The 24,076-nt window shown below is 69.5% G+C and carries 21 protein-coding genes; 12 read left to right on the top strand and 9 right to left on the bottom strand.

Going from position 1 to position 24,076, the window contains the following annotated elements; translation table 11 throughout:
• The first annotated feature begins 107 nt into the window (after positions 1 to 107).
• From dapA to AB0B90_RS04625, 8 genes are all read left to right on the top strand, one after another.
• Entirely contained in the window at positions 108 to 1,034 is a 927-nt protein-coding gene (gene dapA / locus AB0B90_RS04660; RefSeq protein ID WP_362920802.1) for a 4-hydroxy-tetrahydrodipicolinate synthase, read from the top strand.
• A 164-nt stretch (positions 1,035 to 1,198) separates the two neighbouring features.
• Positions 1,199 to 2,884, top strand: coding sequence for a ribonuclease J (locus AB0B90_RS04655; RefSeq protein WP_350944687.1), 1,686 nt, complete (start codon positions 1,199 to 1,201; stop codon positions 2,882 to 2,884).
• A 205-nt stretch (positions 2,885 to 3,089) separates the two neighbouring features.
• Entirely contained in the window at positions 3,090 to 5,612 is a 2,523-nt protein-coding gene (locus tag AB0B90_RS04650) for a DNA translocase FtsK (RefSeq protein WP_350944685.1), read from the top strand.
• A gap of 100 nt (positions 5,613 to 5,712) precedes the next feature.
• Entirely contained in the window at positions 5,713 to 6,468 is a 756-nt protein-coding gene (locus tag AB0B90_RS04645; protein WP_350944684.1) for a RodZ domain-containing protein, read from the top strand.
• A gap of 215 nt (positions 6,469 to 6,683) precedes the next feature.
• Positions 6,684 to 8,093, top strand: a complete 1,410-nt coding sequence (gene rimO / locus AB0B90_RS04640) for a 30S ribosomal protein S12 methylthiotransferase RimO (protein ID WP_350944682.1) — start codon at positions 6,684 to 6,686, stop codon at positions 8,091 to 8,093.
• Positions 8,094 to 8,118: 25 nt separating this feature from the next.
• Positions 8,119 to 8,724: a CDP-diacylglycerol--glycerol-3-phosphate 3-phosphatidyltransferase gene (pgsA, locus tag AB0B90_RS04635; RefSeq protein ID WP_350944681.1), complete on the top strand. Its 606-nt coding sequence runs from the start codon at positions 8,119 to 8,121 to the stop codon at positions 8,722 to 8,724.
• A gap of 31 nt (positions 8,725 to 8,755) precedes the next feature.
• Positions 8,756 to 9,259: a nicotinamide-nucleotide amidohydrolase family protein gene (locus AB0B90_RS04630; protein ID WP_362898557.1), complete on the top strand. Its 504-nt coding sequence runs from the start codon at positions 8,756 to 8,758 to the stop codon at positions 9,257 to 9,259.
• A 207-nt stretch (positions 9,260 to 9,466) separates the two neighbouring features.
• On the top strand, positions 9,467 to 9,814 hold the full coding sequence (locus AB0B90_RS04625; protein ID WP_350944677.1) for a helix-turn-helix transcriptional regulator: 348 nt from the start codon (positions 9,467 to 9,469) through the stop codon (positions 9,812 to 9,814).
• On the opposite strand, the gene AB0B90_RS04620 is transcribed toward AB0B90_RS04625, so the two are convergent.
• A complete protein-coding gene (locus tag AB0B90_RS04620; RefSeq protein ID WP_350944676.1) occupies positions 9,811 to 10,602 on the bottom strand; it encodes a DNA-formamidopyrimidine glycosylase family protein in 792 nt (263 codons plus the stop codon). The two genes, AB0B90_RS04625 and AB0B90_RS04620, sit on opposite strands and share 4 nt — an antisense overlap.
• A gap of 201 nt (positions 10,603 to 10,803) precedes the next feature.
• The gene (locus AB0B90_RS04615; protein ID WP_326637143.1) at positions 10,804 to 11,253 is read right to left on the bottom strand and encodes an Rrf2 family transcriptional regulator; all 450 of its coding nucleotides are present in this window, start codon (positions 11,251 to 11,253) and stop codon (positions 10,804 to 10,806) included.
• A 760-nt stretch (positions 11,254 to 12,013) separates the two neighbouring features.
• On the opposite strand from AB0B90_RS04615, the gene AB0B90_RS04610 reads away from it, so the two are divergent.
• Together AB0B90_RS04610 and AB0B90_RS04605 are read left to right on the top strand one after the other, a co-directional pair.
• Complete coding sequence (locus tag AB0B90_RS04610; protein ID WP_350944675.1) at positions 12,014 to 13,192, top strand: ROK family transcriptional regulator; 1,179 nt, start codon at positions 12,014 to 12,016, stop codon at positions 13,190 to 13,192.
• Positions 13,193 to 13,617: 425 nt separating this feature from the next.
• Entirely contained in the window at positions 13,618 to 14,892 is a 1,275-nt protein-coding gene (locus tag AB0B90_RS04605; RefSeq protein WP_362920799.1) for a condensation domain-containing protein, read from the top strand.
• Between the two features lie 51 nt (positions 14,893 to 14,943).
• Here AB0B90_RS04605 and AB0B90_RS04600 read toward each other — a convergent pair whose 3' ends face one another.
• The 4 genes from AB0B90_RS04600 to AB0B90_RS04585 all read right to left on the bottom strand — a co-directional run bounded on the left by AB0B90_RS04600 (position 14,944) and on the right by AB0B90_RS04585 (position 19,779).
• Positions 14,944 to 16,398, bottom strand: coding sequence for a glycoside hydrolase family 3 protein (locus AB0B90_RS04600; protein ID WP_350944673.1), 1,455 nt, complete (start codon positions 16,396 to 16,398; stop codon positions 14,944 to 14,946).
• Positions 16,399 to 16,520: 122 nt separating this feature from the next.
• A complete protein-coding gene (locus AB0B90_RS04595; RefSeq protein WP_362898549.1) occupies positions 16,521 to 17,429 on the bottom strand; it encodes a carbohydrate ABC transporter permease in 909 nt (302 codons plus the stop codon).
• Positions 17,426 to 18,439: a sugar ABC transporter permease gene (locus tag AB0B90_RS04590; protein WP_350944670.1), complete on the bottom strand. Its 1,014-nt coding sequence runs from the start codon at positions 18,437 to 18,439 to the stop codon at positions 17,426 to 17,428. The genes AB0B90_RS04595 and AB0B90_RS04590 overlap by 4 nt, the downstream gene beginning before the upstream one ends.
• Positions 18,440 to 18,441: 2 nt before the next feature.
• Positions 18,442 to 19,779, bottom strand: coding sequence for an extracellular solute-binding protein (locus AB0B90_RS04585; RefSeq protein ID WP_350944669.1), 1,338 nt, complete (start codon positions 19,777 to 19,779; stop codon positions 18,442 to 18,444).
• A gap of 207 nt (positions 19,780 to 19,986) precedes the next feature.
• Between AB0B90_RS04585 and AB0B90_RS04580 the strand changes: the two genes are divergently transcribed.
• Positions 19,987 to 21,189 (top strand): ROK family transcriptional regulator, encoded by a 1,203-nt coding sequence (locus AB0B90_RS04580; RefSeq protein WP_350944668.1) that lies wholly within the window; start codon positions 19,987 to 19,989, stop codon positions 21,187 to 21,189.
• A gap of 241 nt (positions 21,190 to 21,430) precedes the next feature.
• Here the strand turns inward: AB0B90_RS04580 and AB0B90_RS04575 are convergent, their stop codons facing one another.
• Entirely contained in the window at positions 21,431 to 22,339 is a 909-nt protein-coding gene (locus tag AB0B90_RS04575) for a MerR family transcriptional regulator (RefSeq protein ID WP_362920796.1), read from the bottom strand.
• A 288-nt stretch (positions 22,340 to 22,627) separates the two neighbouring features.
• Here AB0B90_RS04575 and AB0B90_RS04570 point away from each other — a divergent pair, with 288 nt between their 5' ends.
• Positions 22,628 to 23,272, top strand: a complete 645-nt coding sequence (locus AB0B90_RS04570; protein WP_362920794.1) for a M15 family metallopeptidase — start codon at positions 22,628 to 22,630, stop codon at positions 23,270 to 23,272.
• Positions 23,273 to 23,316: 44 nt separating this feature from the next.
• Here AB0B90_RS04570 and AB0B90_RS04565 read toward each other — a convergent pair whose 3' ends face one another.
• Together AB0B90_RS04565 and AB0B90_RS04560 are read right to left on the bottom strand one after the other, a co-directional pair.
• Positions 23,317 to 23,841, bottom strand: a complete 525-nt coding sequence (locus AB0B90_RS04565) for an NUDIX hydrolase (protein ID WP_362920792.1) — start codon at positions 23,839 to 23,841, stop codon at positions 23,317 to 23,319.
• Between the two features lie 41 nt (positions 23,842 to 23,882).
• Entirely contained in the window at positions 23,883 to 24,026 is a 144-nt protein-coding gene (locus tag AB0B90_RS04560) for a hypothetical protein (RefSeq protein ID WP_362920790.1), read from the bottom strand.
• Positions 24,027 to 24,076 lie beyond the last annotated feature (50 nt).

The following is a 24,076-nucleotide window of genomic DNA, read 5'->3' as shown; positions in this document are numbered from 1 at the left end:
GCAGCGGGCACCTCGGGGGGATGTTCGCTCTTGGGCTCATCGGTGGACGGAGGTTAGGCGGGGTGGCGGGGTCCACCGTTTCAGCGGATCCGGGTAGCGTTCGGTCTATGGCAGCGCCAACTGGAACCTCCGACGCCCCCTTCGGCCGCATGCTGACCGCCATGGTCACACCGTTCACACGTGACGGAGCGGTCGACTACGAGACAGCGGGGCGCCTCGCCACCTACCTGGTTGACGAGCAGCGCAACGACGGCATCGTCGTGAGCGGTACGACGGGGGAGTCCCCGACTACCACCGACGAAGAGAAGGAGCATCTCCTGCGCGCCGTCGTCGAGGCGGTCGGTGATCGCGCCACGGTCGTCGCCGGAGCCGGGACCAACGACACCCACCACAGCGTGGAGCTCGCCAGGTCCGCCGAGCGCGCCGGGGCCCACGGTCTCCTGCTGGTGACGCCTTACTACAGCAAGCCTCCCCAGGAGGGGATCTACCGCCACTTCGTCACCGTGGCGGACGCGACGGCCCTGCCGGCCATGCTCTACGACATCCCCGGCCGGAGCGGCGTGCCGATCCTGAGCGAGACGCTCGCCAGGCTCGCCCGGCACGAGCGGATCGTCGCGGTGAAGGACGCCAAGGCCGATCTGTTCGAGGGGACGCAGGTCATCGCGTCCACCGGCCTCGCCTACTACTCGGGTGACGACACGCTCAACCTGCCGTGGCTGTCGGTGGGAGCCGTGGGGTGCGTCAGCGTGATCGGCCACGTCGCGGGCGCGGAGATCGCCACGATGATCGAGGCGTACCGCTCGGGGGATGTCGCGGGCGCGCTCGCCGTCCACCGCAGGCTGCTCCCCGTGGTCTCCGGGATCATGATGCAGGCCGGTGGCGCGATCATGGCGAAGGCGGCGCTCTCCCTGGTCGGACGGCCCGCGGGGCCGATGCGGCTTCCCCTGGTGGAGGCGACGGGGGAGCAGCTCGCCAGGCTGCGCGAAGACTTGATCGCGGGCGGTGTGAAGCTGCCCGACGAAGTTGTGACATGAGACAAGACACCGCGGCCCTCACCGGCCGCATCCGGGAGGAACGAGAGTTTGCGCGAGAGAAGACACAAGGGTCCGCTGGGGGACGGAGTGCTCGGCGAGGGAGTAGTCCTGCTGCCCACGAGGGCTTCCGTCGCATGTGAGACCTCTGAGAGAGGTGTGGCCGGATGAGTCACCCCCATCCCGAACTCGGGCTGCCGCCCGCGCTCGTCGACGGTGCCCTGCGCATCGTCGCGCTGGGCGGGCTCGGTGAGATCGGCCGCAACATGGCCGTGTTCGAGTACGAAGGCCGGTTGCTGATCGTCGACTGCGGGGTGCTCTTCCCCGAGCCCGACCAGCCCGGCATCGACCTGATCCTGCCCGACTTCGAATACATCCGGGACCGCCTGGACGACGTCGAGGCCGTGGTCCTGACCCACGCGCACGAGGACCACATCGGTGCCGTGCCCTATCTGCTGCGCGAGCGCCGCGACATCCCGATCGTGGGATCGAAGCTGACGCTGGCGCTGATCGAGGCCAAGCTCACCGAGCACCGCATCCAGCCGACCAGACGTGAGGTCGTGGAGGGGGAGCGGCACAGGTTCGGGCCGTTCGAGTGCGAGTTCCTCGCCGTCAACCACTCCATTCCCGACGCGCTCGCCGTCGCGATCAGGACGCCCGCGGGCATCGTCCTGCACACCGGTGACTTCCGGATGGACCAGCTGCCCAGTGACGGGCGGCTGACCGACCTGGGCGGGTTCGCCAGGCTCGGCGCCGAGGGCGTCGACCTGCTGATGTCCGACTCGACCAACGCCGAGGTGCCGGGCTTCGTCACCAGTGAGCGGGAGATCGCGCCGGTCATCGACGAGGTCATCCGCACCGCGAGCAAGCGGGTGATCGTGGCGAGCTTCGCCTCCCACATCCACCGCGTCCAGCAGGTCATCGACGCGGCGGAGAAGCACGGCCGCAAGGTCGCGCTGGTCGGCCGTTCGATGGTGCGCAACATGGGCGTCGCCCGCGACCTGGGATACCTGAGGGTCTCGCCCGGCCTGATCGTCGACGCCAAGGAGATCGAGGGCCGTCCGCCGGAGGACGTGGTGCTGATCTGCACCGGCTCCCAGGGCGAGCCGATGGCGGCGCTGTCACGCATGGCCAACCGCGACCACCCGATCCGGATCGCCGAAGGCGACACGGTCCTGCTGGCCTCCTCGCTGGTGCCGGGCAACGAGACCGCGGTGAACAACGTGATCAACGGGCTGTCCCGCTGGGGCGCCCGCGTGGTGCACAAGGGCAACGCGAAGGTGCACGTCTCCGGGCACGCCGCCGCGGGCGAGCTGCTGTACGTGCTCAACCTGACGCGGCCGTCCAACTTCATGCCGGTGCACGGTGAATGGCGTCACCTGCGGGCACACGCCAAGCTCGCCGCGCTGACCGGGGTTCCCGACGACCACATCGTGATCGCCGAGGACGGCGTCGTGGTGGACCTGATCGACGGCCGGGCCAAGATCGTGGGTGCGGTTCCCGCCGGTTACGTCTACGTGGACGGCACCTCGGTGGGCGACGTCACCGACTTCGCGCTGAAGGACCGCCGCATCCTGGGCGAGGAGGGCTTCATCTCCATCGTCATCGTGGTCGACACCGCCACCGGCAAGCTCGCCGGGGGCCCGGAGATCCACGCCAGGGGATCCGGCATCGACCCGGCCATGTTCGACGACATCCTTCCGCAGGTCGAGAGGGCGCTGCAGGAGAACGCGGCCGACGGGGTGGTGGACATCCAGCAGGTCCGCCGCGTGGTCCGCAGGACCGTGGGGCGCTGGGTGAGCGACACCTACCGCCGTCGTCCGATGATCATTCCTGTGGTGGTCGAGGTCTGACCTTCGCACCGTACGGCGGCCTCACCGGCCGCCGTACGGGCCCTGCCGGGGCATGGAAGAACGCTTTCCAGCAGGCCAATGGGACATTCGTTGCCCTTCATTGCTTTTTGTGAAGTATTGACCGATCTGGCGAAATGCGGCCGAGGGTCGATCGCTCCGGCGAGTCGGCGCGCAATCCACCACCCGTCTCGTTAACCTCCCTAGCATGGCCACCCGTACGTCTAAAGGATCCTCAGGAAAGCCCCCCGGGAAGGGGTCCTCCGGTCGTTCGGGCACCTCCCAGGCCCGTACGGCCTCCGCCAGGCGGCCGCCCGCCGCCCGGAAGAGGAGCACGAGCCAGGCCCGCAGGCCCTCGCCCCAGCACGACCCGATCAGCTGGGTGCTCATCATGATCGGCAAGCTGTTCATGGGCATCTGGATGCTCCTGGCGGGGGGCATCGGCAGCGCCGCGCGGGCGCTGGGGCAGAACGCGCGCGAGCTCGACCCCGTCCACCGCCGCGACGGGCTCGGCCTGGCGGTGTTCGCCGGAGCGGTCGTGCTCGCCGCCATGACCTGGCGGAAGAACACCGGCACCGTCTCCACCGTGGTCGACGGCGTCATGCGCGGCGTCTTCGGTTCGCTGACCTGGGTGATCCCGATCCTGCTCGTGCTGCTGGCCTGGCGGCTGCTACGCCACCCCGACCAGAACGCCGACACCGGCCGGATGATCATCGGCTGGTCCGCCCTGACCATCGGCGTGCTCGGCGTCGTGCACGTGGTCCACAACACCCCGTACCCGTCCGGGGGAGAATCCGACGGCATGGACAAGGTCTCGGCCGCCGGAGGCATGGTCGGCTTCATCGTCTCCGCGCCCCCGGCGAGCATCCTGCCGTCCTTCATCACCATCCCGCTGCTGCTGATCCTGTCGGGCTTCGGCATCCTGGTGATCACCGCGACGCCGGTGCACCGGGTCCCCGAACGGCTGGCAGAGATCCGGCACATGCTTTTCAACCGGGATATGCCCCCCGCGCCGCGCGTGTCCAGGAAGAAGCCCTCCACCCGTAAGAAGCCGGAGTCCGAGGGCGACGAGCTCGGCGACCACGTCAAGCCCTACGACACGCCCCTGGTCGCCGAGACGCCCGGCGGGTCCCCGGAACACTCCCCGGAGATCGTGCCCGGCCTGGTGGAGGACGAGGCGGCGGAGGAGGCGGTGGTCAGGGCCGCGCCCCCCGAGCCGTCCCCGGCCCCGCGCAAGGTCGAGCAGCTCGTCCTGTCCTCCCAGGCCGGCCCGTACACCCTGCCCGAGCCGCAGCTCCTGCGTCCCGGCACCGCGCCCAAGCCGCAGACGAAGGCCAACACCGTCGTCGTCAACGCGCTGACCAGTGTGCTGGAGCAGTTCGCCATCGACGCCCAGGTGATCGGCTTCACCCGGGGGCCGACGGTGACGCGCTACGAGATCGAGCTCGGCCCGGCGGTCAAGGTCGAGAAGGTCACCGCGCTCACCAAGAACATCGCGTACGCGGTCAAGTCGGCCGATGTCCGGATCCTTTCTCCGATCCCCGGGAAGTCGGCGATCGGGGTCGAGATCCCCAACACCGACAAGGACCTCGTCTCGCTGGGCGACATCCTGCGCTCCCCGGTGGCCCAGGCCGACCATCACCCGATGATCGTCGGACTCGGCAAGGACGTCGAGGGGCGCACGATAGTGGCCAACCTGGCGAAGATGCCGCACCTGCTCATCGCGGGCGCCACCGGCGCAGGCAAGTCGGTCTGCGTCAACGGACTGATCACCTCGATCCTGATGCGCGCCACCCCCGACGAGGTCCGCATGGTCCTCGTCGACCCCAAGCGGGTCGAGCTCAGCGTCTACGAGGGTATCCCGCACCTCATCACGCCGATCATCACCAACCCCAAGAAGGCCGCCGAAGCGCTGGAGTGGGTCGTCGGTGAGATGGACCGCCGCTACGACGACCTCGCCGCCAGCGGCTTCCGGCACGTCGACGACTTCAACAAGGCGGTCCGCGCCGGCAAGCTGGTGGCGCCGCCGGGCAGCGAGCGCGTCTACCAGCCCTACCCGTACCTGCTGGTGATCGTCGACGAGCTCGCCGACCTGATGATGGTCGCCCCGCGCGACGTCGAGGACTCCATCGTCCGCATCACCCAGCTGGCCCGCGCCGCGGGCATCCACCTGGTCATCGCCACCCAGCGCCCCAGCGTGGACGTGGTCACCGGTCTGATCAAGGCCAACGTGCCCTCCCGGCTCGCCTTCGCCACCTCCTCGCTGGCCGACTCCCGGGTCATCCTGGACCAGCCGGGTGCCGAGAAGCTCGTCGGGCAGGGCGACTCGCTCTTCCTGCCGATGGGTGCGAGCAAGCCCATGCGGCTGCAGAACGCCTTCGTCTCCGAGAAGGAGATCGGCGAGATCGTCGGGCACTGCAAGGCCCAGATGACGGTCGAGTACCGCGAGGACGTGTCCGTCGTGGCGACCGCGAAGAAGGAGATCGACGAGGACATCGGCGACGACCTCGACCTGCTGGTCCAGGCGGCCGAGCTCATCGTGACCACCCAGTTCGGCTCGACCTCGATGCTCCAGCGCAAGCTCAGGGTCGGCTTCGCCAAGGCGGGTCGCCTGATGGACCTGCTGGAGAGCAGGAACGTCGTCGGGCCCAGCGAGGGGTCGAAGGCGAGGGAGGTCATCGTCAAACCCGACGATCTGCCCGGCCTCCTGGCCGACCTGCGCGGGGGCTGACGGCACCTTACGGGAACGGCACCCCCGCCGCACACCTTCCGCCCGGTTACTGATTGAATAGGTATCGCTACGCAACGTCGGGGGCTGGGAGGCGTGCGCCATGGGCATTGGAAGCGATCTGGCGGATGCCAGGCGGTCGATGGGGATGACCGTCGGGCAGTTGAGCGCGCGGACACGCATTCGCGAGGTTCTCATCCAGGCGATCGAGAGGAACGACTTCTCGCAATGCGGGGGAGATTTCTACGCGCGAGGCCATATAAGAAACATCGCCAAGGTCGTCGATCTCGATCCCGAGACGCTGGTGCACCGCTACGACGAGCAGCACGGGGGCGTGCCGCTGCCGGTGCGGGCCTCCAGCGTCTTCCAGGCCGACATGCCCCTGAAGATCCGTGAGCGCCGCTCGCCCAACTGGACGACGGCGATGGCAGTGGCGCTGGGCATCGTGGTCATCTTCGGTGTGGTGCGGACCATGGGCGGGGGAGACACTCCCGTGGCGGATCTCCGTCCCATGCCGGTGCCCGCCGTGCCGCCGCCCTCGGCGGGCTCGGGTCACGACTCACCGCGCCGGGCGGCGTCGCTGGCCGAGGGGAAGCGGCGCGACATGGTCGTCCTCCAGGTCAAGGCGAAGCGCACCTCCTGGCTCGACGTGCAGGACGCGGGCGGCCGGAGGATCTTCTCGGGGACGCTCGCGGCGGGCAAGACCTCGACCTGGAAGGCGAAGGTCGGCATGAGGGTCACTTTCGGTGACGGAGGAGCCGTCTCGCTGAAGGTGAACGGCAAGGACGTGGGCGCCCCCGGCCGCCGAGGACAGGTCGTCAACCGCTCCTACGAGGCTCCCGCGGCCAAGAAGCGCTAGGTCAGGCCATGGGGAACGCCTCACGCGCCGCGCGTCCGGGAAGGCCCGCGGAGCCCCGGGACCGCCCGCGACGGCGGCGTGCCCGGGGTGGGGCGGTGCCTGCACGGAGGGCTGGGCGGGGCCTCGATGGGGGCCTCGATGGGGGCCTCAATGGGGGCCTCAATGGGGGGAGGTGCATCGGGTAGTGGCCAACTCCCGATACCGTAGTGTTCACCATGTCATCCCGCCGAACCGCATCGCTGATCACGCTTGGTTGCGCACGCAACGAGGTCGACTCCGAGGAACTCGCCGCTCGCCTTGAGGCTGCCGGTTGGCAGCTGGGCGACGACGATCCCGACGTCGTCGTCGTCAACACGTGCGGCTTCATCGACTCGGCGAAAAAGGACTCCATCGACACGCTGCTCGCCGCGGCCGACTCCGGGGCCAAGGTGGTCGCCGCGGGCTGCATGGCGGAGCGATACGGCGACCAGCTCGCCGACGCGCTGCCCGAGGCCGCGGCCGTCATCTCCTTCGACGACTACACCGACATCGGCACGCGTCTCGACGATGTGCTGGAGGGCAGGCCGCTCGTCCCGCACAGTCCCCGCGACCGCAGGACCCTGCTGCCCATCTCCCCGGTGGAACGCGCCGCGGCTCCCAGGACCGGTATTCCGGGCCACGGCGAGCTGCCCGAGGGCCTGGCCCCCGCGAGCGGCCCCCGGCCGCTCCGCAAGCGCCTGGGTGACGGCCCGGTGGCGTCACTGAAACTCGCCTCCGGCTGCGACCGGCGCTGTACGTTCTGCGCCATCCCCGCCTTCCGCGGAGCCTACGTCTCGCGCGGTGCCGAGGAGCTCCTCGGCGAGGCCGCCTGGCTGGCCGAGCAGGGCGTGAAGGAGCTGGTGCTGGTCAGCGAGAACTCCACCTCCTACGGCAAGGATCTGGGCGATCTGAGGGCGCTGGAGAAGCTCCTGCCCTCCATCGCCGCGACCGAGGGCGTCGAGCGGGTGCGCGTCAGCTATCTGCAGCCCGCCGAGCTCCGCCCGGGACTGCTGGAGATCATCGCCTCGACCGAGGGGGTGGCCCCCTACTTCGACCTGTCCTTCCAGCACGCGAGTGGCCCGGTGCTGCGCCGGATGCGCCGCTTCGGTGACCCCCGGCGTTTCCTGGACCTCCTGGAGTCGATTCGTGCCCACGCGCCCGAGGCGGGTGTGCGCTCCAACTTCATCGTGGGTTTCCCCGGCGAGACCGAGGAGGAGTTCGGGGAGCTGGTGGGCTTCCTGGAGGAGGCCAGGCTCGACGTCATCGGCGTCTTCGGCTACTCCGACGAGGACGGCACCGAGGCGGCCTCGCTCCCCGGCAAGCTCGACCAGGAGATCGTCGACGCCCGGGTGTCCGCCCTCACCGAACTGGCCGAGGAGCTCATGGCTCAGCGGGCCGAGGAGCGGATCGGGACCGAGGTCGACGTCCTGATCGAGGAGGACCTGGGCGACGGCGGCTACGAGGGCCGCGCCGCTCACCAGGGGCCCGAGGTGGACGGATCCGTGACGGTCCAGGGCATCGGGCTGGTGCCGGGCCAGATCGTCCGGGCCGTCGTGGTCGACTCGGAGGGGGTCGACCTGATCGCCCGCATCAAGGCGGCCCCATGAGTGCGCCGCCGGGCCGGGAGAGCGTATGACCAACACGCCAGAGACCGGCACCGACTCGACAGCGGCATCCGCGCGCCCCAAGGTGAGCGCCTGGAACATCGCCAACGTCGTGACGGTGATACGGCTGGCGATGGTTCCGTTCTTCGCGGCCTGCCTCTTCCTCCCCGGAACCGGCTGGCGGGCCGCGGCGCTGGTGGTCTTTCTGGTGGCCTCGCTCACCGACCTGCTCGACGGCGAACTGGCCCGCCGTTACGGCCTGATCACCGACTTCGGGAAGATCGCCGACCCGATCGCCGACAAGGCCCTCATCGGCGCCGCCCTGGTCAGTCTCTCCATCCTGGAAGAGCTGCCCTGGTGGGTCACCGCCGTGATCCTGGGCAGGGAGCTGGGTGTCACCACGCTGAGGTTCGCGGTCATCCGGCACGGTGTCATCCCGGCCAGTTACGGCGGGAAGGTGAAGACCGTCCTGCAGATCGCCGCGATCGTCTCCTACATCTGGCCGGGCGTGCCCGACCTGATCCGCTGGGTCGTGATGGGCGCGGCGGCCCTCGTCACCGTCGTCACCGGCCTCGACTACGTGATCCGGGCGATCAAGCTGCGGCAGGTCGCGAAGCGGGCGCGGGCCAGATGAGGACGGGCGCCGAGTCTGTGAGGTGGGCCGGATGAGCCGACGCCCGCCCGTGACCGCCGAGATCCTCTCCCTTCTCGTCCGCAGGGGCGAAACGGTGGCGGTGGCCGAGTCGCTGACCGCCGGGTTGATCTGCGCGGCCCTCACCGGCCCTCCCGGGGCTTCGGCGGCCTTTTTGGGCGGGGTCGTCTCCTACGCCACCGAACTCAAGCACCGGCTGCTGAACGTTCCGGCGGACCTGCTCGCCCGTGAGGGGGCGGTGCACCCAGGGGTCGCCGCCGCCATGGCCGAAGGGGTACGCCTCCTCGTCGGTTCCACATACGGTCTGGCGGTCACCGGGGTGGCCGGCCCTGAGCCGCAGGATGGTAAACCGGTCGGCACTGTGCATCTCGCTGTTAGCGGTCCGGGAGGGCGGGTATGGCACCGGGATCCGCGGCTCTCCGGGACGCGCGATCAGATCCGGGAGGCGACCGTGAATGAGGCCGTAGACCTCCTCCGAGGTGTGCTGGAGGCGAACGTGAGGGAACATTCGGGATGATTACCGCGTTACGTCCCCAGCGAACATGCTCCACATGGTCTGCCGCGTTGTCGGTGGATACAGGTACGGTGGAACTGTGAGTGAGGTAAAGGTCAAGCGATGATGACGGCGAGGAGTATGTACCAAGGGTCGCGTTCGAAGAACGGGCGGCACGAACCGATAGCGCGGAGTGTCGTGAAGACGCCCGCGCCGGGGAGGGAGCGACAGATGGTCCTGCTGCGTCAGCTGCTCGGTGACGTGCTGCGGCGGCTTAGGGTGCGCCAGAGTCGCACCCTTCGTGAGGTGTCCACATTGGCTCGGGTTTCTCTCGGATATCTGTCCGAGGTGGAGCGCGGCCAGAAGGAGGCCTCTTCGGAGCTGCTCGCGTCGATCTGCGGTGCCTTGGGCGTGCCGCTTTCACAGGTTCTCCGTGAGGTTTCCGATCAATTTGCCCTGGCCGAGCTGCAGCATGCTCCGGTCCTGGCCAACGATGTTCCCGAACGGGAGCGTCTGCCGATTCCCGAAACCGTGCCTGATTCCGTGTTCCCCGAGGTCAACGACATGGTCGCCGCCTAGCCGGTCGGTTCTTCCGGCTGGCAGTGACGGCACCAGACGATCAGCCGTTCCTGCGGCTGTTCGCCCATCTCCCCACGACTGATCCGACGCCCGCAGCGCAGGCAAGGCCGCCCGGCCCTGCCGTAGACCCAGGTGCTCCGTCCCGGACGGAGGTCGCCCGTCGTCGTTCTACTCGGGCGTTCCTTGTTGGCGTCCAGCAGCCGCCGTGCGATCGACACGATCGCCCCCAGATCCTCAATGGCCCCTACGGGTCGCCACGGCGACACTCCGGCGAGAAAAAGCGTCTCGGCGCGATAGATGGTGCCGATTCCCGCCAGGTTGCGCTGATCGAGCAGCGCGATCCCGATGCTCGTTTCAGGCCGCCGTGCCAGCCGCCGTACGGCTTCGGTCTCGTCCCAGTCCTCCCCGAGCAGATCGGGTCCGAGGTGCCCGACGAGCAGTTCCTCCCGCTCGGTCGCCACCAGATCGACCATGCCCAGCCGTATCCCCGCCGCCTGCCATGTCGCGTTGGCGAGCACCAGGCGGACGACATCGCCGCCGGGCAGCCCACGTCCCGCGGGTGAGATCTGCCAGTGGCCCTCCATCCGCAGGTGGGTGTGGACGGTGAGCCCGCCCTCGACCCTGGTGAGCAGATGCTTGCCGCGCGATACGGTCTCCAGCACCGCGCGTCCGGTCAGGTCGGCGGTGGAGTGGCGGGGCACGCGGAAGTCCGAGCGGGTGAGCATCCGTCCGTCGAGCGCCCGGCCGAGCCGCAGTGCGGAGCGGTGGACGACGTCACCCTCGGGCACGGCGCCCGCCCCGAGACGTGGGCCGCTCCCGTGCGGTGAGCCGGTCGAGTGAGACGGATGGATCCCGCGAGCCGGACCTGTCTCGGGTGGCGGGGCGGTCGGGTGAGACGAGGTCTCCTGAGATGAGCCGGTCTCGGACGGGAGGCCGGTTCCGGAAGGACTCGGCCGGCCGGAACCCTGTGGGCGGCCACCCCGGCACGGTCAGTCCCAGGCCGCGGGGTCCGCGGACAGGCTGCGGACCCGCTCGGGGAGGGCTCCGGTGGCCACGTTCTCCAGGGTGACCTCCTCCAGGATCGCCCGTTCGCTGGCGCGCAGCGCGATCCAGACCTGCTGCAGTGATTCGGCGGGACCTCGGTATCCGACGTGCTCGGGCCGCTCCCCCCTGACATTGGCGAGCGGGCCGTCAACGGCGCGGATCACATCGGCGAGGCTGATCTCGGCGGGGGGGCGGGCCAGCACGTAGCCTCCCTCCGGGCCGCGCTGGCCGCGAACCAGTCCGGCGCGGCGCATTTGAAGCAGGATGTTCTCAAGATACTTGGGAGGCATGTCCTGCTCTTTGGCCAGCTCACCCACCGTGGTAGGGCCGTCACCCGCGGCGGCGAGTTCGGCGGCGGCACGGAGGGCATAGTCGACACGAGCGGATAGGCGCATGTAGCCGATTATCCCGCCTGCTATTGGTTCCTTACGCGCGAGGGGCCGAAGGAGGTGAAATCACCCCCGTCGCTCTCGGTGACAACGGGCACGTAGAGCGACGCGCCGGTGTGTCCCGGCGGGTGCGTGACACGGTGGTGAGGTGCCGCCGCGGGGGTACGGTCCGGCGGCGGAGCGAGGCGGCCGGTGGGGATCTCCTCGGGTTTTCGGAAGTGATGTCGCAGCTCAGAGGTGTGTCGGGAGTGTGTGCCACGAGGATGAGACGCCTTTGGGCGCTCTCGTGGGCCCGGTGGTACCACCGCGCCGCCGCTCACTCGGTAGGGGGCGGTGTGATCCGTTCCCGATCGTGCCAGATAGGCGAAATTCCCGATATATTCGTAATGTCGGAAGCTTGGACACCTCCGCCCCGGCTCCGGACCGGATCGTGGCGATGGTGTCCGTGTCGAAGTCTGCCCCACCCCTGCCGTGAGGGCTTGCCGGAAAGAATCTCTGCCGCTTCTGGGAGCGTTCCACGCACCGGGCGGGCGCCGCGGCCCCTCGCCCTACGGGCGTCGCGGCGGCGGGTGCTGGAGACGTGCGGTGAAACGGCGACGAGCGGGAGAGGCGGCGCCGGCGTGTCCTCCGCAGCCCTCGCGGGGTGAGGGCGGGGCTAAACTGTCAGGAAGCCTTATTAAGAATAGAGTTCTTATTCTTGATTGAAAGTAATCGCGACGGGGAAGCGACGAGCAAAAGAGGAAGCGGCGAGCAAGAGAGCATGCGTATGGAGCGACGTCCTGGCGTGCCCAGGCTACTGAGGGAGATCAACGACAGGGCCGCCCTGGAGTTGCTGCTCGCTTCCGGACCGCTGACGCGGGGGCAGATCGGCGAGCTCACGGGCCTTTCCAAGGTGACGGCGTCGCAGACACTCGCCCGCCTGGAAGGGCGCGGGCTGGTCGAGGTGGCGGGGGAGCAGGCGGGAGGCCGGGGGCCCAATGCCGCCCTTTATGGGATTATTTCCTCCTCGGCCTATGTGGCGGGTCTGGACGTCGGCCCGGAATTCGTCACGACCGCCATCGCCGATATCCACGGGGAGATCATCGCCGAGGTGCAGGTGGCACCGAAAGGACACGACGATCCGGTGGCCCTCGTGCACAGCGCGGTGGTCAAGGCGTGCCGGTCGGCCAAGGTCGCGCTCTCCAAGCTGCGCTCGGTCGTCATCGGCACCCCCGGCGTGGTCGACCCCCGCACCGGGGACGTGCGGTTCTCCTTCGACCTGCCGGGCTGGCACGAGGGCATCCACGAGGCGCTCGCCCGTGACCTGCGCCGCGACGTCAGGATAGAGAACGACGTGAACCTCGTCGCCATCGCCGAGCGCACCCTCGGTGCCGCCCGCGAGGTCGACGACTTCGTGCTCCTGTGGGTGGGGCGCGGCATCGGTCTCGGTGTCGTGCTCGGAGGCCGGCTGCATCGGGGCCGCTCCGGCAGCGCGGGCGAGATCGGCTACCTGCCGGTGCCCGGGGTGCCGCTGGCCGAGGACGTGCGGGCCGTGCCGGGCAGGTTGCCGTCGCTCGCCGGGGGCCTGCAGTCCCTGGTCAGCGCCGAGGCGGTCGCCGAGCTCGCCGCGACGTACGGCTTCGAGGGGGAGAGTGCCGCCGAGTGCGTCGCGGCGGCGGTCGCGGCGGGGGAGCGGGGGGAGCCCTTGATCAACGACATCGCCGGGCGGCTCGCGCTGGGGGTGGCGTCGGTGTGCGTCGTGCTCGACCCCGGGCTCGTGGTGCTCGCGGGTGAGGTGAGCAGGGCCGGAGGCGACGAGCTCACCTCCAGGATCGAGGAGGCGGTGGCGAGGAGCTGCCCGGTCAGGCCGCAGGTGGTGGCGAGCGAGGTGGAGGGCAACCCGGTGTTGCGCGGGGCCGTCATCGCCGCACTGGAACAGGCGAGGGAAGAGATCTTCACCTCCTGATCCTCCTGATCCTTCTGACTTCTTGAGGGCCCGAGGTTCTGTCGCCGGGCCTTGAGTCCTCGGTGATTCCTTGGCCGGGAGTTCCTGGGGCACGGTTCCTGGAGCGGGAGTCCTTGGCCGGAGGTTTCCGAGGTCCGGGCTCCCGGAGCTGGAATCGCCTGCCCGCGACCCCCGTGCCGATGAGTCCGGCCGGTTCGGGGCTCGCGCCGTTCGGTGCGCTCTTTCGGGCATCGCGGACGGTCGTCACCGTGCCCTGACCAGGTTCGTGGCAGGTCGCTTGTCTCAGGCGTGTCTCGTGTGTAGCATTCTGGTTGTTTAAATAAACAAGAAACTTTCCTAATAATTAAGCGTCGAGATCGCACGTCGGAGGCGAGGAGGCCCCGGCGCCTGCCCGAGGTGAGCCACCCCCGAGGGAGACGGACAGGATGTCGCACAGTCCTTTCGACCTGCGGGGAATTCCGCTGGCGCTCCACCTGAACGGCCCCGTCGACGTCATCGCGCTGACGGAGGCGTGCGCCGACGTGGCCGGCAGGCATCCGGTGCTCGGGCGCGTCAGGGTCACCCGCGCGGAGTCGACCCCGGAGCGCTACCACGAGCTCGCCACGGCGGAGGCCACGCGCCCCTTCGACCTGGAACGCGGCCCGTTCGCCCGGTTCACGCTGGTCACGGTGGGTCCCGAGCGCGTCAGGCTGCTCTTCACCGCGCACGGACGAGTGTTCGACGCGGCCTCCAAGGACGTCCTGGTCCGCGACCTCGCCGACGCCTACTTCTCCCGGGCGACCCTGCCGGTGCCGACGCCGCACTCCTCGCCGGTCTCGCCGTCGTACGGCTCGGCGCAGGCCGTCCCGTCCACGCGGACGGGACGGCACGGCGGCTCGGGGGCGGACCACGAGGCGTCTCCGGCGACGCCCTGCGGAGCCGAGGAGTTCTGGAAGGAGCGCGACCGCGAGCCCGCGGAACCGATCCTGCCCGGGCTGCGCGCCGTCCCGCGCGGCACCGGCCCCGGGGAGATCGTCGAGATGGTCCTCGGCGGCGCGGAGTCCGGGGCCCTCACCGAGGCCGCCACAGAGCTCGGCGCCACCAGGTTCGAGTTGCTGCTCGCGGCCGTGGGCGTGCTGCTGCGCCGCTACGGTACCTCCGCGTCACCGCTCGCCCTCGATCTCGGCACCCGCACGCGCGAGACGCGCGACCGCGTCGGGCCCTTCGTGGCGAGGGTGCCGTTCGTTCCGCACCCCGGCCTCGAAGAGGGTTTTCCCGGCTATCTGCGTACGGTCCGGACCGAGCTCCAGGCCATGTACCGCTTCCGGCACGCGCCTCCCGAGCCGCCCTCCTCACCGGTGCTGCTCAGCTACCGCAGAAGGACGGCCGTCCCTGAGTTTCCCGGTGTCGGGGCGGGTGTGGAGTGGACCGTCTTCAACGGAACCGCCCACGGCGCGCTGCACGTCCAGGCCGTGGACGCCGGGTCGAGCCTCACCCTCGGCCTGCGCTTCAACCCCACCGCGATCGGCCACGACGATGTGTCCGCGATCGCGGGTCACCTGCGCGTGCTGCTGCGCGCCGTCTCCGAGCACCCCCGTGCGAAGGTCGCGGGTCTGGTGGCATCGGCCGATTCCATGCCCGGAGAATCGGCCGATGCCACGCTTGAGGAGAAGCCTCCCGCGACCGGCCCGCTCGTCCCGGACCTCGGGAAGGTGACGTAACCGTCCGTGGGGGAAGGGGCGATCCCCCGCAGGCGAGGGTGACCGGTGTCGTCAGACGCCGAGGAGCTCGGCGGCGGCCTGGGCGTTGGCGCGGGCGGCGCCGTAGGTGGCCAGGTAGGTGACACCCTCGGGACGCCAGATCGGCAGACCCATCTCGACGACCGTGGCGTCGGGGCGGGCGGCCAGCAACGCGGAGACCACCGACTGGCTGGCCTCGTAGCGATGGGCGTCCTTGACGACGACGATCAGGGAGCGGCCCGAGGCGCGCTCCAGGATGTCCGCCACGTCGGCCATCTCCGGCTTGACCCGCAGCACCTCCGCCTGCGGCAGCAGCGGCGTGAAGCCCCACGGTACGTCGCCGACCGCGATGGTCGGCGGGGTGTCCACCTCGACCACCAGCGGGTCGACCGGGGACGGGGCGGAGCCGGTGAGGCTGACCGCGCGACGGGCGGCGGTGAGACCGATCACGTCCCGCTCGGCCTCGCCGGTGCGTGGCGTGCCGAACCAGGCGCGCAGGGCGGCGACCCGCTCGGCCGCCGCCTCCAGGCGGGCCACGGGAAGCCGCTCGTCGTGGACGGCCGCGACGATCTCGTCCACGATGAGGCGGACGTCGCTCTCCGTGGGGATCGGGCCGAGGCAGAGCAGGTCGGCTCCGGCGGCGAGGGAGAGCACCGAGCCCCCGGCGAGACCGTAGGCGGCGGTGACGGCCCCCATGTCGAGGGCGTCGGTGATGATCACGCCCTCGTAGCCCATCTCGCCGCGAAGCAGGCCGGTGAGGGCGGCGGGGGAGAGCGTCGCGGGAAGCGCGCCGGTGACGGCGGGGACGCGTACGTGCGCGGTCATGATGGATCTGGTCCCGGCCTCGATCGCGGCGCGGAAGGGGGCGAGCTCGCGCTCGCGCAGCAACTCCACGGAGGCGTCGACGAGCGGGACCTCCAGGTGGGAGTCCTGCCGGGTCGCACCGTGGCCGGGAAAGTGCTTGACACAGGCGGCCACTCCGGCCGCCTGCAGGCCGTGGACCGCGGCGACGGTGTGCCGGGCGACGAGCGCGGCCTGTGACCCGAACGAGCGGGTACCGATAACCGGATTGTCGGCGGCGGTGTTGACGTCCGCGGACGGCGCCATGTCCAGGTTGATACCGCAGCGGGCCAGTTCGTCGCCGATGGACCGGTAGACCCGCCGGGTGAGCTCGACGTCGTCCACCGCGCCGAGGGCGGCGTTGCCGGGATACGGGCTGCCGACGTGGTAGGCGAGCCGGGTGACGTCACCCCCCTCCTCGTCCAGCGATATGACCGGATCGGCGGACGCGCGCAGCCGGGAGGTGAGAGCGGACAGCTGGGCGGCGTCGGCGACGTTGAAGCCGAAGAGCGTGACGCCGCCGAGACCGTTCTCCAGCTCCCGCAGGACCCACTCGGGTGCCTCGGTGCCCTGGAACGCGGCGAGCAGCGTGCCGGCGGCGAGACGACGCAGCCCCTGGTCGCCGCGATCCGCGATGAGCTCAGACATGGCGGTAGGTGTTCCTTACCTGAGATGTGGGGGTGTCGGACATGGAAGTGAGCAACAGGAAAACGGGCAGGGCCGGCACGGTCCGCGCCTTGTGGGTGCGTGCCGTGCCGGCACCGATGGGGTCAGCCCTTGACGGCGCCCGCGACGAGCCCGGAGACCATCCGCCGCTGCACCAGGAGGAAGAAGACGATGACCGGGATGGTCATCAGCGTGGAGGCGGCCATGATGCCGCCCCAGTCCACCGACCGCTGGCTGACGAAGTAGCGCAGCGCCACGGGCATGGTGAAGTTGCTCTGGTCGCCGATGAGCGTCAGCGCGAAGACGAACTCGTTCCACGCGGTGATGAACGAGAAGATGCTGGTCGCCACCAGCCCGGGGGCCACCAGCGGGAACAACACCCTCCAGAAGGTGGCGAACCGGCTCGCGCCGTCGATCCAGGCGGCCTCCTCCAACTCCTTGGGCACCGCCGCGACGAAGGTGCGCAGCATCCAGATGGCGAACGGCAGCGTCATGGCGACGTTCACCACGACGAGGCCGAGGAGCTGGTCGTACAGCCCGGCCCGCCTGACCATCAGGAACAGCGGGATGAGCAGCGCCTCGCCGGGGACCATCTGCACGATGAGCAGCAGGATGAGGAACGAGGTGCGTCCGCGGAAGCGGAAGCGGGCCACCGCGGTCGCCGCCAGCAGGGCGAACACCGCGCCGACGAGCACGGTGCCGATGGCGACGATGGAACTGTTGAGCAGGTAGCGCCAGATGGAGTGGCCCGCGACGCCCTCGGTGAAGACCCGCTTCACGTGTTCGAGCGTGGGATCGGTGGGGAACGGGATGAAGTCCGTCGTGAAGATCTGCTCGCTGCTCTTGAAGGCCGTGCTCACCATCCAGTAGACGGGGAACACCGCGAACAGGAACACCAGGACGGCTGTTGTGTTCAGGCCGATCTTGCCGAGTGTCCTGCGCCGCTTGGGACCGCTCCGCGTCCCGGACGCGGGCCGCCGTCGCCGGGATGCCCGTGTGTCGTAGGTGGTCATCGCACGTCCTCCGTCTTCACGATCTGGCGGACGTAGAAGAAGGTGATGACGAGCAGGATCAGCGTCAGCACCACGGCGATCGCCGCGCCCATGCCCATCTTGGGCGGCGCGCTGAAGGCCTGGGTGAAGGCGAACAGCGACAGGTTGAACGCCTCCCGGTTGGACGTGCCGCCCGCGAGCACGAACAGCTGGGTGAAGACCTTGAAGTCCCAGATCACCGAGAGCACCGTCAGCACCGCGAAGACCGGCTTCAGCAGCGGGAAGGTGATCCTCCAGAAGATCCGCCACGCGGAGGCGCCGTCCACCCTGGCGGCCTCGTACAGCTCCTGGGAGATGCTCTTCAGCCCGGCCAGCACCGAGACCGCGATGAACGGGAACGACGCCCAGACCACCGCGATGATCAGTACGACGTAGATGGTGAACGCGTCGTTGAGCCACGGCTCGCCGGTCCAGTCGGAGCGGCCGAACAGCAGGGAGGAGAACCAGTCGGGCAGCGCGTTGAGCGCCCAGTTGATCACGCCGGATTCGGCGTCGAACAGCCAGCGCCAGATGATCGCGGTGGCGATCTGCGGGGTGGCCCAGGCGGCCATGATGCCGACGATCAGGAAGGTCGACATCTTCTTGCCCAGCTTGTGCAGGAGCAGGCCGACCAGCGTGCCGAGGATCAGGGTGCACGCCACCGTGACGACGGCGAAGACGACGGTGTTGCGGAGCGACGTCCAGAACAGCTCGGACTCGACCAGCTTCTGGTAGTTCTCGACGCCGACGAACTCGGCCGGTACCCCCCGGATCTGCCGCAGTCCCACGTTCTGGAAGGACATGACGACCATCTGGTACAGCGGGTAGAGCAGCAGGCCGGCGATGACGATCAGGCCGGGGACGAGCAGCGCGTAGGGGACTGCCCAGGCGGGCAGACCCCTGGACCCGCGCGGGGGCGTGGTGCCTCGGTGCCCCCGCGCCGGGACGGAGGGGGAGCCCCCGTCCCGGGCGATGGTTGAGGTGTTCGCCATGGTTACTGGTTCAGGATCTCTTCGAGTTCCTTGTTGGCGTCGGTCAGCGCGGTGTCGACGTCCTTCTTACCCTCGATGACCGAGCGGGCCGCGCTCTGCAGGACCGCCTTGGTGTCGTTCGCCTCGGCCCAGTTGGTGTCGTTCGGGAAGCCCTTGGCGACCTTGAAGGTCTCGGCGAACGGCGCCTGCACCGGGTCGGCGGCGTACTCGGCCAGAGCCTCGGGGTAGAGCGGCAGCAGGCCGCCCTCCTTGGCGTAGCGGGTGCCGAACTCCTTGCCGGCGGCGAGCTTGACGTACTCGGCGGACAGCTCGGCGTTCTTGGTGTCCTTCCAGATGGCGATGTCGTTGCCGCCCTGGAAGGCCGGGGCCGGGCCGCTGCCGTCCTTGGCCGGGAGCGAGAAGAAGGCCATCTTCGAGTCGTCGACCTTGCCGCCGCTCTGCTCCTTGATGGTGGTGATGTCCCAGCCGCCGGTCACGTACATGCCGACCTTGCTGTTGGCGAAGCGGGTCGCGATGTCCACCGAGTTCTGGGTGAGGGCGGACTTGCGCGAGACGCCGTGCTTGGTCACCAGGTCGGTGTAGTACTGGAAGCCCTCCTTGAAGCCGGGATCGGTCAGCTTGCCGACCCACTTGCCGCCCTCGAAGGCGGCGAAGTCGCCACCGGCCGACCAGACGAACGGGGAGAGCGACATGTTGGCGTCGGAACCGCCGTTGAAGGCGAAGCCGTCGACGTCCTTGCCCTTCTCCGCGACGATCTTCTTGCCCGCCGCGACGAGGTCCTCCCAGGTCTTGGGGACCTCGATCTTCAGGTCCTCGAACCAGTCCTTGCGGTAGAGGACGGCGCGGGTGCCGCCACCCCACGGGGCGGCGTAGATCTTGCCGTCCACCGTCTCGTAGCCCCACAGGTTCTGCGGGATCTGCTGGAAGTCGGGCGCGCTCTTGACGACGTCGGTGATGTCGGTCAGCGCGTCCTGCGCGACCCAGGCGGCGACCTGGTCGTTGCCGAACTCGGTGACGTCGGGGCCCTCGCCGCCGGCGAGGGCGGCGGTCCACTTGGCCTGCGCGTCGGGCCAGGGGACCCACTGGACCTTGACGTCTGCGCCGGTGGTCTCCTTGAACTTGGCGTTCAGGTCGGCCATCAGCTTGTCCTGCTTCTCGTCCGGAGCGCCGAGGCGCCAGACGGTCAGCGTCTGACCTGCGAACTTGGGGCCGGACGCGGCGGGGGCCGTCGCGTCGGAGCCGGCGGCCGGAGCGGCAGGCTCGCTGCTGCCACACGCGGCGAGACCCAGGGCGAGGGCGGCCGTGGTGGCCGTCGTGGTGGCGATTCTCGCGAACTTCACTGGAGTTCTCCCTTTCAGGCTTTCGCCGGGGTTTGCGCTCATCTGTTATGGCCGGGGTCCCCGTGACCCTCTGCACGCACTGGGAGCTGTCGGGTTTACCGCAACCCGCGGCTCCGATCGCTTGCCTGCGGGCTGACTAGGGTTAAACTAACAAGAAACTTTCTTAAAAGAAACGATCGTTAGCGGATCGTGACGGGGAGGACGACCTTGCCCACACGCCCGGGGACCCCCCGGCTGCTGCGCCAGCTCAACGACCGCGCAGCGCTGGAACTCCTACTGTCCAGCGGCCCTCTCACCCGGGCCGAGCTGGGAGAATACACCGGGCTCTCCAAGGTGACCGCCGGTCAGCTGCTCTCCAGACTCCAGGATCGCGGCCTCGTCGCGGTGGTCGGCGAGCAGGCGGGCGGACGCGGGCCCAACGCCGCCCTCTACGGGGTGGTGCCCTCCTGCGCGTACGTGGCCGGGCTCGACGTGCTGCCCGGCAGGATCAGCGCCGGGGTCGCCGACATCACCGGCACCCTCGTCGCCGAGGTCGCCGCGGACCCCAGCGGGCACGACGACCCGGTACGGCTCGTGCGGAGCGCGCTCGGCCAGGCGTGCGAGGCGGCGGGCATCGGCGCCGACCGGTTGCGCGCCTTCGTGATCGGCACCCGGGGCGTCGTCGACCCCGGCACCGGTGACGTGCGCTTCTCCTTCGACCTGCCCTCCTGGCACAACGGCGTGCTCGCCGAGCTCCGCCGCGACCTCGGGGTGCCGGTGACGATAGAGAACGACGTGAACCTGGCCGCGCTGGCCGAACGCGCGTACGGGGCGGCGCTGGGCGTCGACGACTTCGTGCTCGTCTGGGCGGGGGTCGGCCAGGGACTCGGCGTCATGCTGGGCGGACGGCTGCACCGCGGCTTCACCGGCGGCGCGGGCGAGATCGGCTGGCTCCCTGTCCCCGGCGAACCGCTCCCCACCGACGTGAGCGAGCCCCAGTCGGGCTCGTTCCAGCGCCTGGTCGGCGGTGACGCCGTGGCCGGGCTCGCGAGCGCCCACGGCATCGGTTTCGCCTCGGGGGTCTCAAGAGCCTCCGGAGGCGACCCCGACGCCGACTCCGTGGGAGAGCATGTCCGTACGGCGGTCGCCCAGGGCGCCGAGGCGTTTCTGGACGAGCTGGCCGGGCGGCTGGCCATCGGTGTCGCCGCCGTCGCGGTGGTCCTGGACCCCGGATTGATCGTGCTCAGCGGCGACGTCGGCAGGGCCGGGGGAGACGCGCTCGCCGACAGGGTGCAGGACGCGGTGGCCCGGTTCTGCCCGAGCCGGCCCAGGGTCATGGTCTCCCGGGTCAGGGGGAACCCCGTGCTGCGCGGTGCCTTGGTGTCGGCGCTGCACCAGGCCCGTGAGCAGGTGTTCTCGGACACGGTCTGATCTTGTTCTTCAACCTCCGAGATCGCGTTCGGGGACGCCGGTCACCTGTGGACTTTCCCCAGGTCATGTCGGGGAGCATGGCCTCGGTCGTGGGAACCGGTGTGCCGCCTGGGCGGAGCCCGGCCCGACGGGGTCCTACGAGGCGAGGGCCGGCCCGCACACGGCCTTCACCGCCTCCTCCCGCTTCCCGGTCGGCGGGCCCTCACCCGCGGGGGCCCCGATGAGGAAGGACGGGACTGGGTCAGCGGTGGGCGCGCAGCGCGGCGAGCAGCCATTGGAAGGCCGGCACCGCCTCCGGGGCCGGTGGCAGACCCCGAAGGAGGTTCAGAAGCTGCCAGTACCGCTCCACCCGCGGCTCGGCGACCAGTTCCAGCCAGTCCGTCAGGGAGACGGTCTCCTCGGCGGGAAGCTCCACGGGGATGATCCGGTCCAGAATCACGCTCGCGCCGGGCGACTCCGGTGGGATTCCCTTCTCAAGGGCGTCGGCTGCGTGCTGGAGGACCAGGGGCCGTAGGTTGAGCCCGAACTCAAGGCGATTGTCCTGCCTTCCGCTCAGGACCATCTGCCGGACCGTCCGCCGGAAGCTCTCGTCGGCGACCAGTTCGGCCAGCTCCATCCAGGCGTCCACCTGCTCGGACGTCGGTTCTTCGGGAAGCTCGGAGGGGACGTCGCGCATCCACTCCGCGACGAGGGTGGCGTCCTCGTCGATGACGTCGGCGAATGCCCCGTCGACGAACTCGTCGATGATCTGCTGGCGTTCCCGCGCCGACAGTCGGGCCAGTGCATGCATCAAGGTGATCTCCTCGGTGGTGCTGTCACGTTTGGCGAGAACGCGCAGGACGGCACGCCGTACCTTCAAGGTGCGGATCTCCGCGTCGAGCGCTTTGACGTGCGTCTCCGCCAGTTCCCTCAGTGGGACCTGCTTTTCCAGGATCTGCTGGATGGCATCAAGGCTGAGCCCGAGATCGCGAAGGGTTCTGACCAGGTCCAGCCGTGCGACCGCCTCCGCGTCATAAAGCCGGTATCCCCCGCTCGACCTGCGGGCCGGGGGGACGACGCCACTGTCGGACCAGAAGCGGATCGTGCGCGCCTGCAACCCGGTGCGCCGGGCCAGCTGCCCGATCGTGTAGAGATCCGTCGCGTCGCTCATGGCTCGAATCTGCACCTTCCACCCGCTGGAACCTCAAGCGATGCGCCCAAATTCTCGCCATAGAGCGGCTGTTTGGGCATTGTTTGCACTTATACGTCGTCGAATGACTCGGTCGGTTCGTTGGGCCCGGGTGGAGGCTTGGCCGCGAAACGCGGACCGCTGTCCCGTGCGACGAGGCCGGTGCCGGACCGGCGTACCGCGAGCGGGTGTTTCCGGACACGGTTCGGCACCCCTGTTCCCCCGTGAGCGGGGTCTGCGCACTGTGATGCTTGGGGAAGAATTACCGCCATGCGCGACATCGTTCTGATCTCCGATGCCCGAGTCGTCTCGATCCCCGTCGAGGAGTCGGGAGAGCGGCTGGTGGACGTCCGGGGACGGCTGCGGACGGACGGGCGGCTCGCCGACCCGGCGGGAGCCTTCGCCCACCTGCGGCTCGGGCTGCTCACCCGGCTGGAGGAGGCCCAGGCGCAGCTGCCGGAGGGATACCGGCTGCTGGTGGTGGAGGGGTACCGGCCACCGGCGACGCAGAAGGAGATCTTCGACGGCTACTCGGCGGAGCTCAGGACGCTACATCCGGAAATGTCGCCCGCGGAGCTGCGAGCCGCGGCGAGCCGCTACGTCTCGCCCGTCGAGATCGCCCCGCACACCGCGGGAGCGGCGGTCGACCTCACCCTGTCCACCGAGGACGGGACCGAGCTCGACATGGGCACCCGGCTCAACGCCACCCCCGAGCAGAGCGACGGCGCCTGCTACACCGACGCCCCCGGGCTGTCCCCCGAGGCCCGCCACCACCGCAAGCTCCTCGGCACCGCCCTGGAGGCGGCAGGACTGGTCAACTACCCCACCGAGTGGTGGCACTGGTCCTACGGCGACCGCTACTGGGCCCTGGCCACCGGCTCCCCGGCCGCCCTCTACGGCCCGGTCTCCATCTGACTCCGTACGGCGGTTGGGCGACGGGACTCCGCACGCTTCGCATACTACGAGCCGGTAAGGACGTAGAGCAGCCCGGCCATGCTGGTGCCGCTCACGACGTCGCCCTTGCCGACCAGGTCGCGGAGATCGTTGAGGGGTACCCACTCGATGCGCTCGGCCTCCCACGCCTCGGTCGGTGGGCCGATATAGGTGGCTCTGTCGGCGCGGAAGATGTGGTGGACCGAGTCCGAGATACCGTTGGTCGGCTCGACGCGCAGCAGCGGGCGCAGCGGTCCGGGCCGCCAACCGGTCTCCTCTTCGACCTCGCGGGCGGCGGCCGTCGCCGGCTCCTCACCGTCTTCGATCTTGCCAATCGGGATTTCCCAGCCCCAAGAGTCGGTGATGAAGCGATGCCGCCAGATCAGCAATACCCGGTGCCGATCGTCGATGACGACGGCTCCGGCCCCCGGCGCGGTACGGATCAGTCGATGGGCCAGGTGCCTGCCATTAGGCAGTTCCACATCCGCCACTCGGACATCAAGCCACGGGTCGCTATAGAGAGGTTCTTCGGAATTGACCTGCCAGCGCATGCGGCGTGCTCCCAGCGTGGTTACCTGATTTCGGCACCACGCTACAAGGGCACATGTGCCTGCTGGTGCGCCCGCGTCAGAAACTCTTCGACCACGCGGGCATCGAAGGGCCGTAGAACGTCGGCCACCATGGCGACCCGTTCGGCGATGCGTCTGGACTCCATGCCCTGTGCGCGGTCGAGCATCGTCCCAGCTGTAGCGACGGCCTGGTCCAGGTCGCCGCGTTCAGCCAGGA

Source organism: Streptosporangium sp. NPDC049078 (assembly GCF_040648855.1).
Lineage (GTDB): Bacteria > Actinomycetota > Actinomycetes > Streptosporangiales > Streptosporangiaceae > Streptosporangium.
This window is presented reverse-complemented; position numbering and strand designations above follow the sequence as displayed.

What these genes read in the sequence shown, in the direction of transcription:
- AB0B90_RS04595 (WP_362898549.1), bottom strand. Translation starts at nt 17,429, where the DNA reads ATGACCACCTACGACACACGGGCATCCCGGCGACGGCGGCCCGCGTCC.
- AB0B90_RS04600 (WP_350944673.1), bottom strand. Translation starts at nt 16,398, where the DNA reads ATGTCTGAGCTCATCGCGGATCGCGGCGACCAGGGGCTGCGTCGTCTC.
- rimO (WP_350944682.1), top strand. Translation starts at nt 6,684, where the DNA reads ATGTCATCCCGCCGAACCGCATCGCTGATCACGCTTGGTTGCGCACGC.
- AB0B90_RS04570 (WP_362920794.1), top strand. Translation starts at nt 22,628, where the DNA reads ATGCGCGACATCGTTCTGATCTCCGATGCCCGAGTCGTCTCGATCCCC.
- AB0B90_RS04655 (WP_350944687.1), top strand. Translation starts at nt 1,199, where the DNA reads ATGAGTCACCCCCATCCCGAACTCGGGCTGCCGCCCGCGCTCGTCGAC.
- AB0B90_RS04610 (WP_350944675.1), top strand. Translation starts at nt 12,014, where the DNA reads ATGGAGCGACGTCCTGGCGTGCCCAGGCTACTGAGGGAGATCAACGAC.
- AB0B90_RS04625 (WP_350944677.1), top strand. Translation starts at nt 9,467, where the DNA reads ATGGTCCTGCTGCGTCAGCTGCTCGGTGACGTGCTGCGGCGGCTTAGG.
- AB0B90_RS04565 (WP_362920792.1), bottom strand. Translation starts at nt 23,841, where the DNA reads ATGCGCTGGCAGGTCAATTCCGAAGAACCTCTCTATAGCGACCCGTGG.
- AB0B90_RS04560 (WP_362920790.1), bottom strand. Translation starts at nt 24,026, where the DNA reads ATGCTCGACCGCGCACAGGGCATGGAGTCCAGACGCATCGCCGAACGG.
- AB0B90_RS04605 (WP_362920799.1), top strand. Translation starts at nt 13,618, where the DNA reads ATGTCGCACAGTCCTTTCGACCTGCGGGGAATTCCGCTGGCGCTCCAC.
- dapA (WP_362920802.1), top strand. Translation starts at nt 108, where the DNA reads ATGGCAGCGCCAACTGGAACCTCCGACGCCCCCTTCGGCCGCATGCTG.
- AB0B90_RS04645 (WP_350944684.1), top strand. Translation starts at nt 5,713, where the DNA reads ATGGGCATTGGAAGCGATCTGGCGGATGCCAGGCGGTCGATGGGGATG.
- AB0B90_RS04615 (WP_326637143.1), bottom strand. Translation starts at nt 11,253, where the DNA reads ATGCGCCTATCCGCTCGTGTCGACTATGCCCTCCGTGCCGCCGCCGAA.
- AB0B90_RS04575 (WP_362920796.1), bottom strand. Translation starts at nt 22,339, where the DNA reads ATGAGCGACGCGACGGATCTCTACACGATCGGGCAGCTGGCCCGGCGC.
- AB0B90_RS04630 (WP_362898557.1), top strand. Translation starts at nt 8,756, where the DNA reads ATGAGCCGACGCCCGCCCGTGACCGCCGAGATCCTCTCCCTTCTCGTC.
- AB0B90_RS04650 (WP_350944685.1), top strand. Translation starts at nt 3,090, where the DNA reads ATGGCCACCCGTACGTCTAAAGGATCCTCAGGAAAGCCCCCCGGGAAG.
- AB0B90_RS04590 (WP_350944670.1), bottom strand. Translation starts at nt 18,439, where the DNA reads ATGGCGAACACCTCAACCATCGCCCGGGACGGGGGCTCCCCCTCCGTC.
- pgsA (WP_350944681.1), top strand. Translation starts at nt 8,119, where the DNA reads ATGACCAACACGCCAGAGACCGGCACCGACTCGACAGCGGCATCCGCG.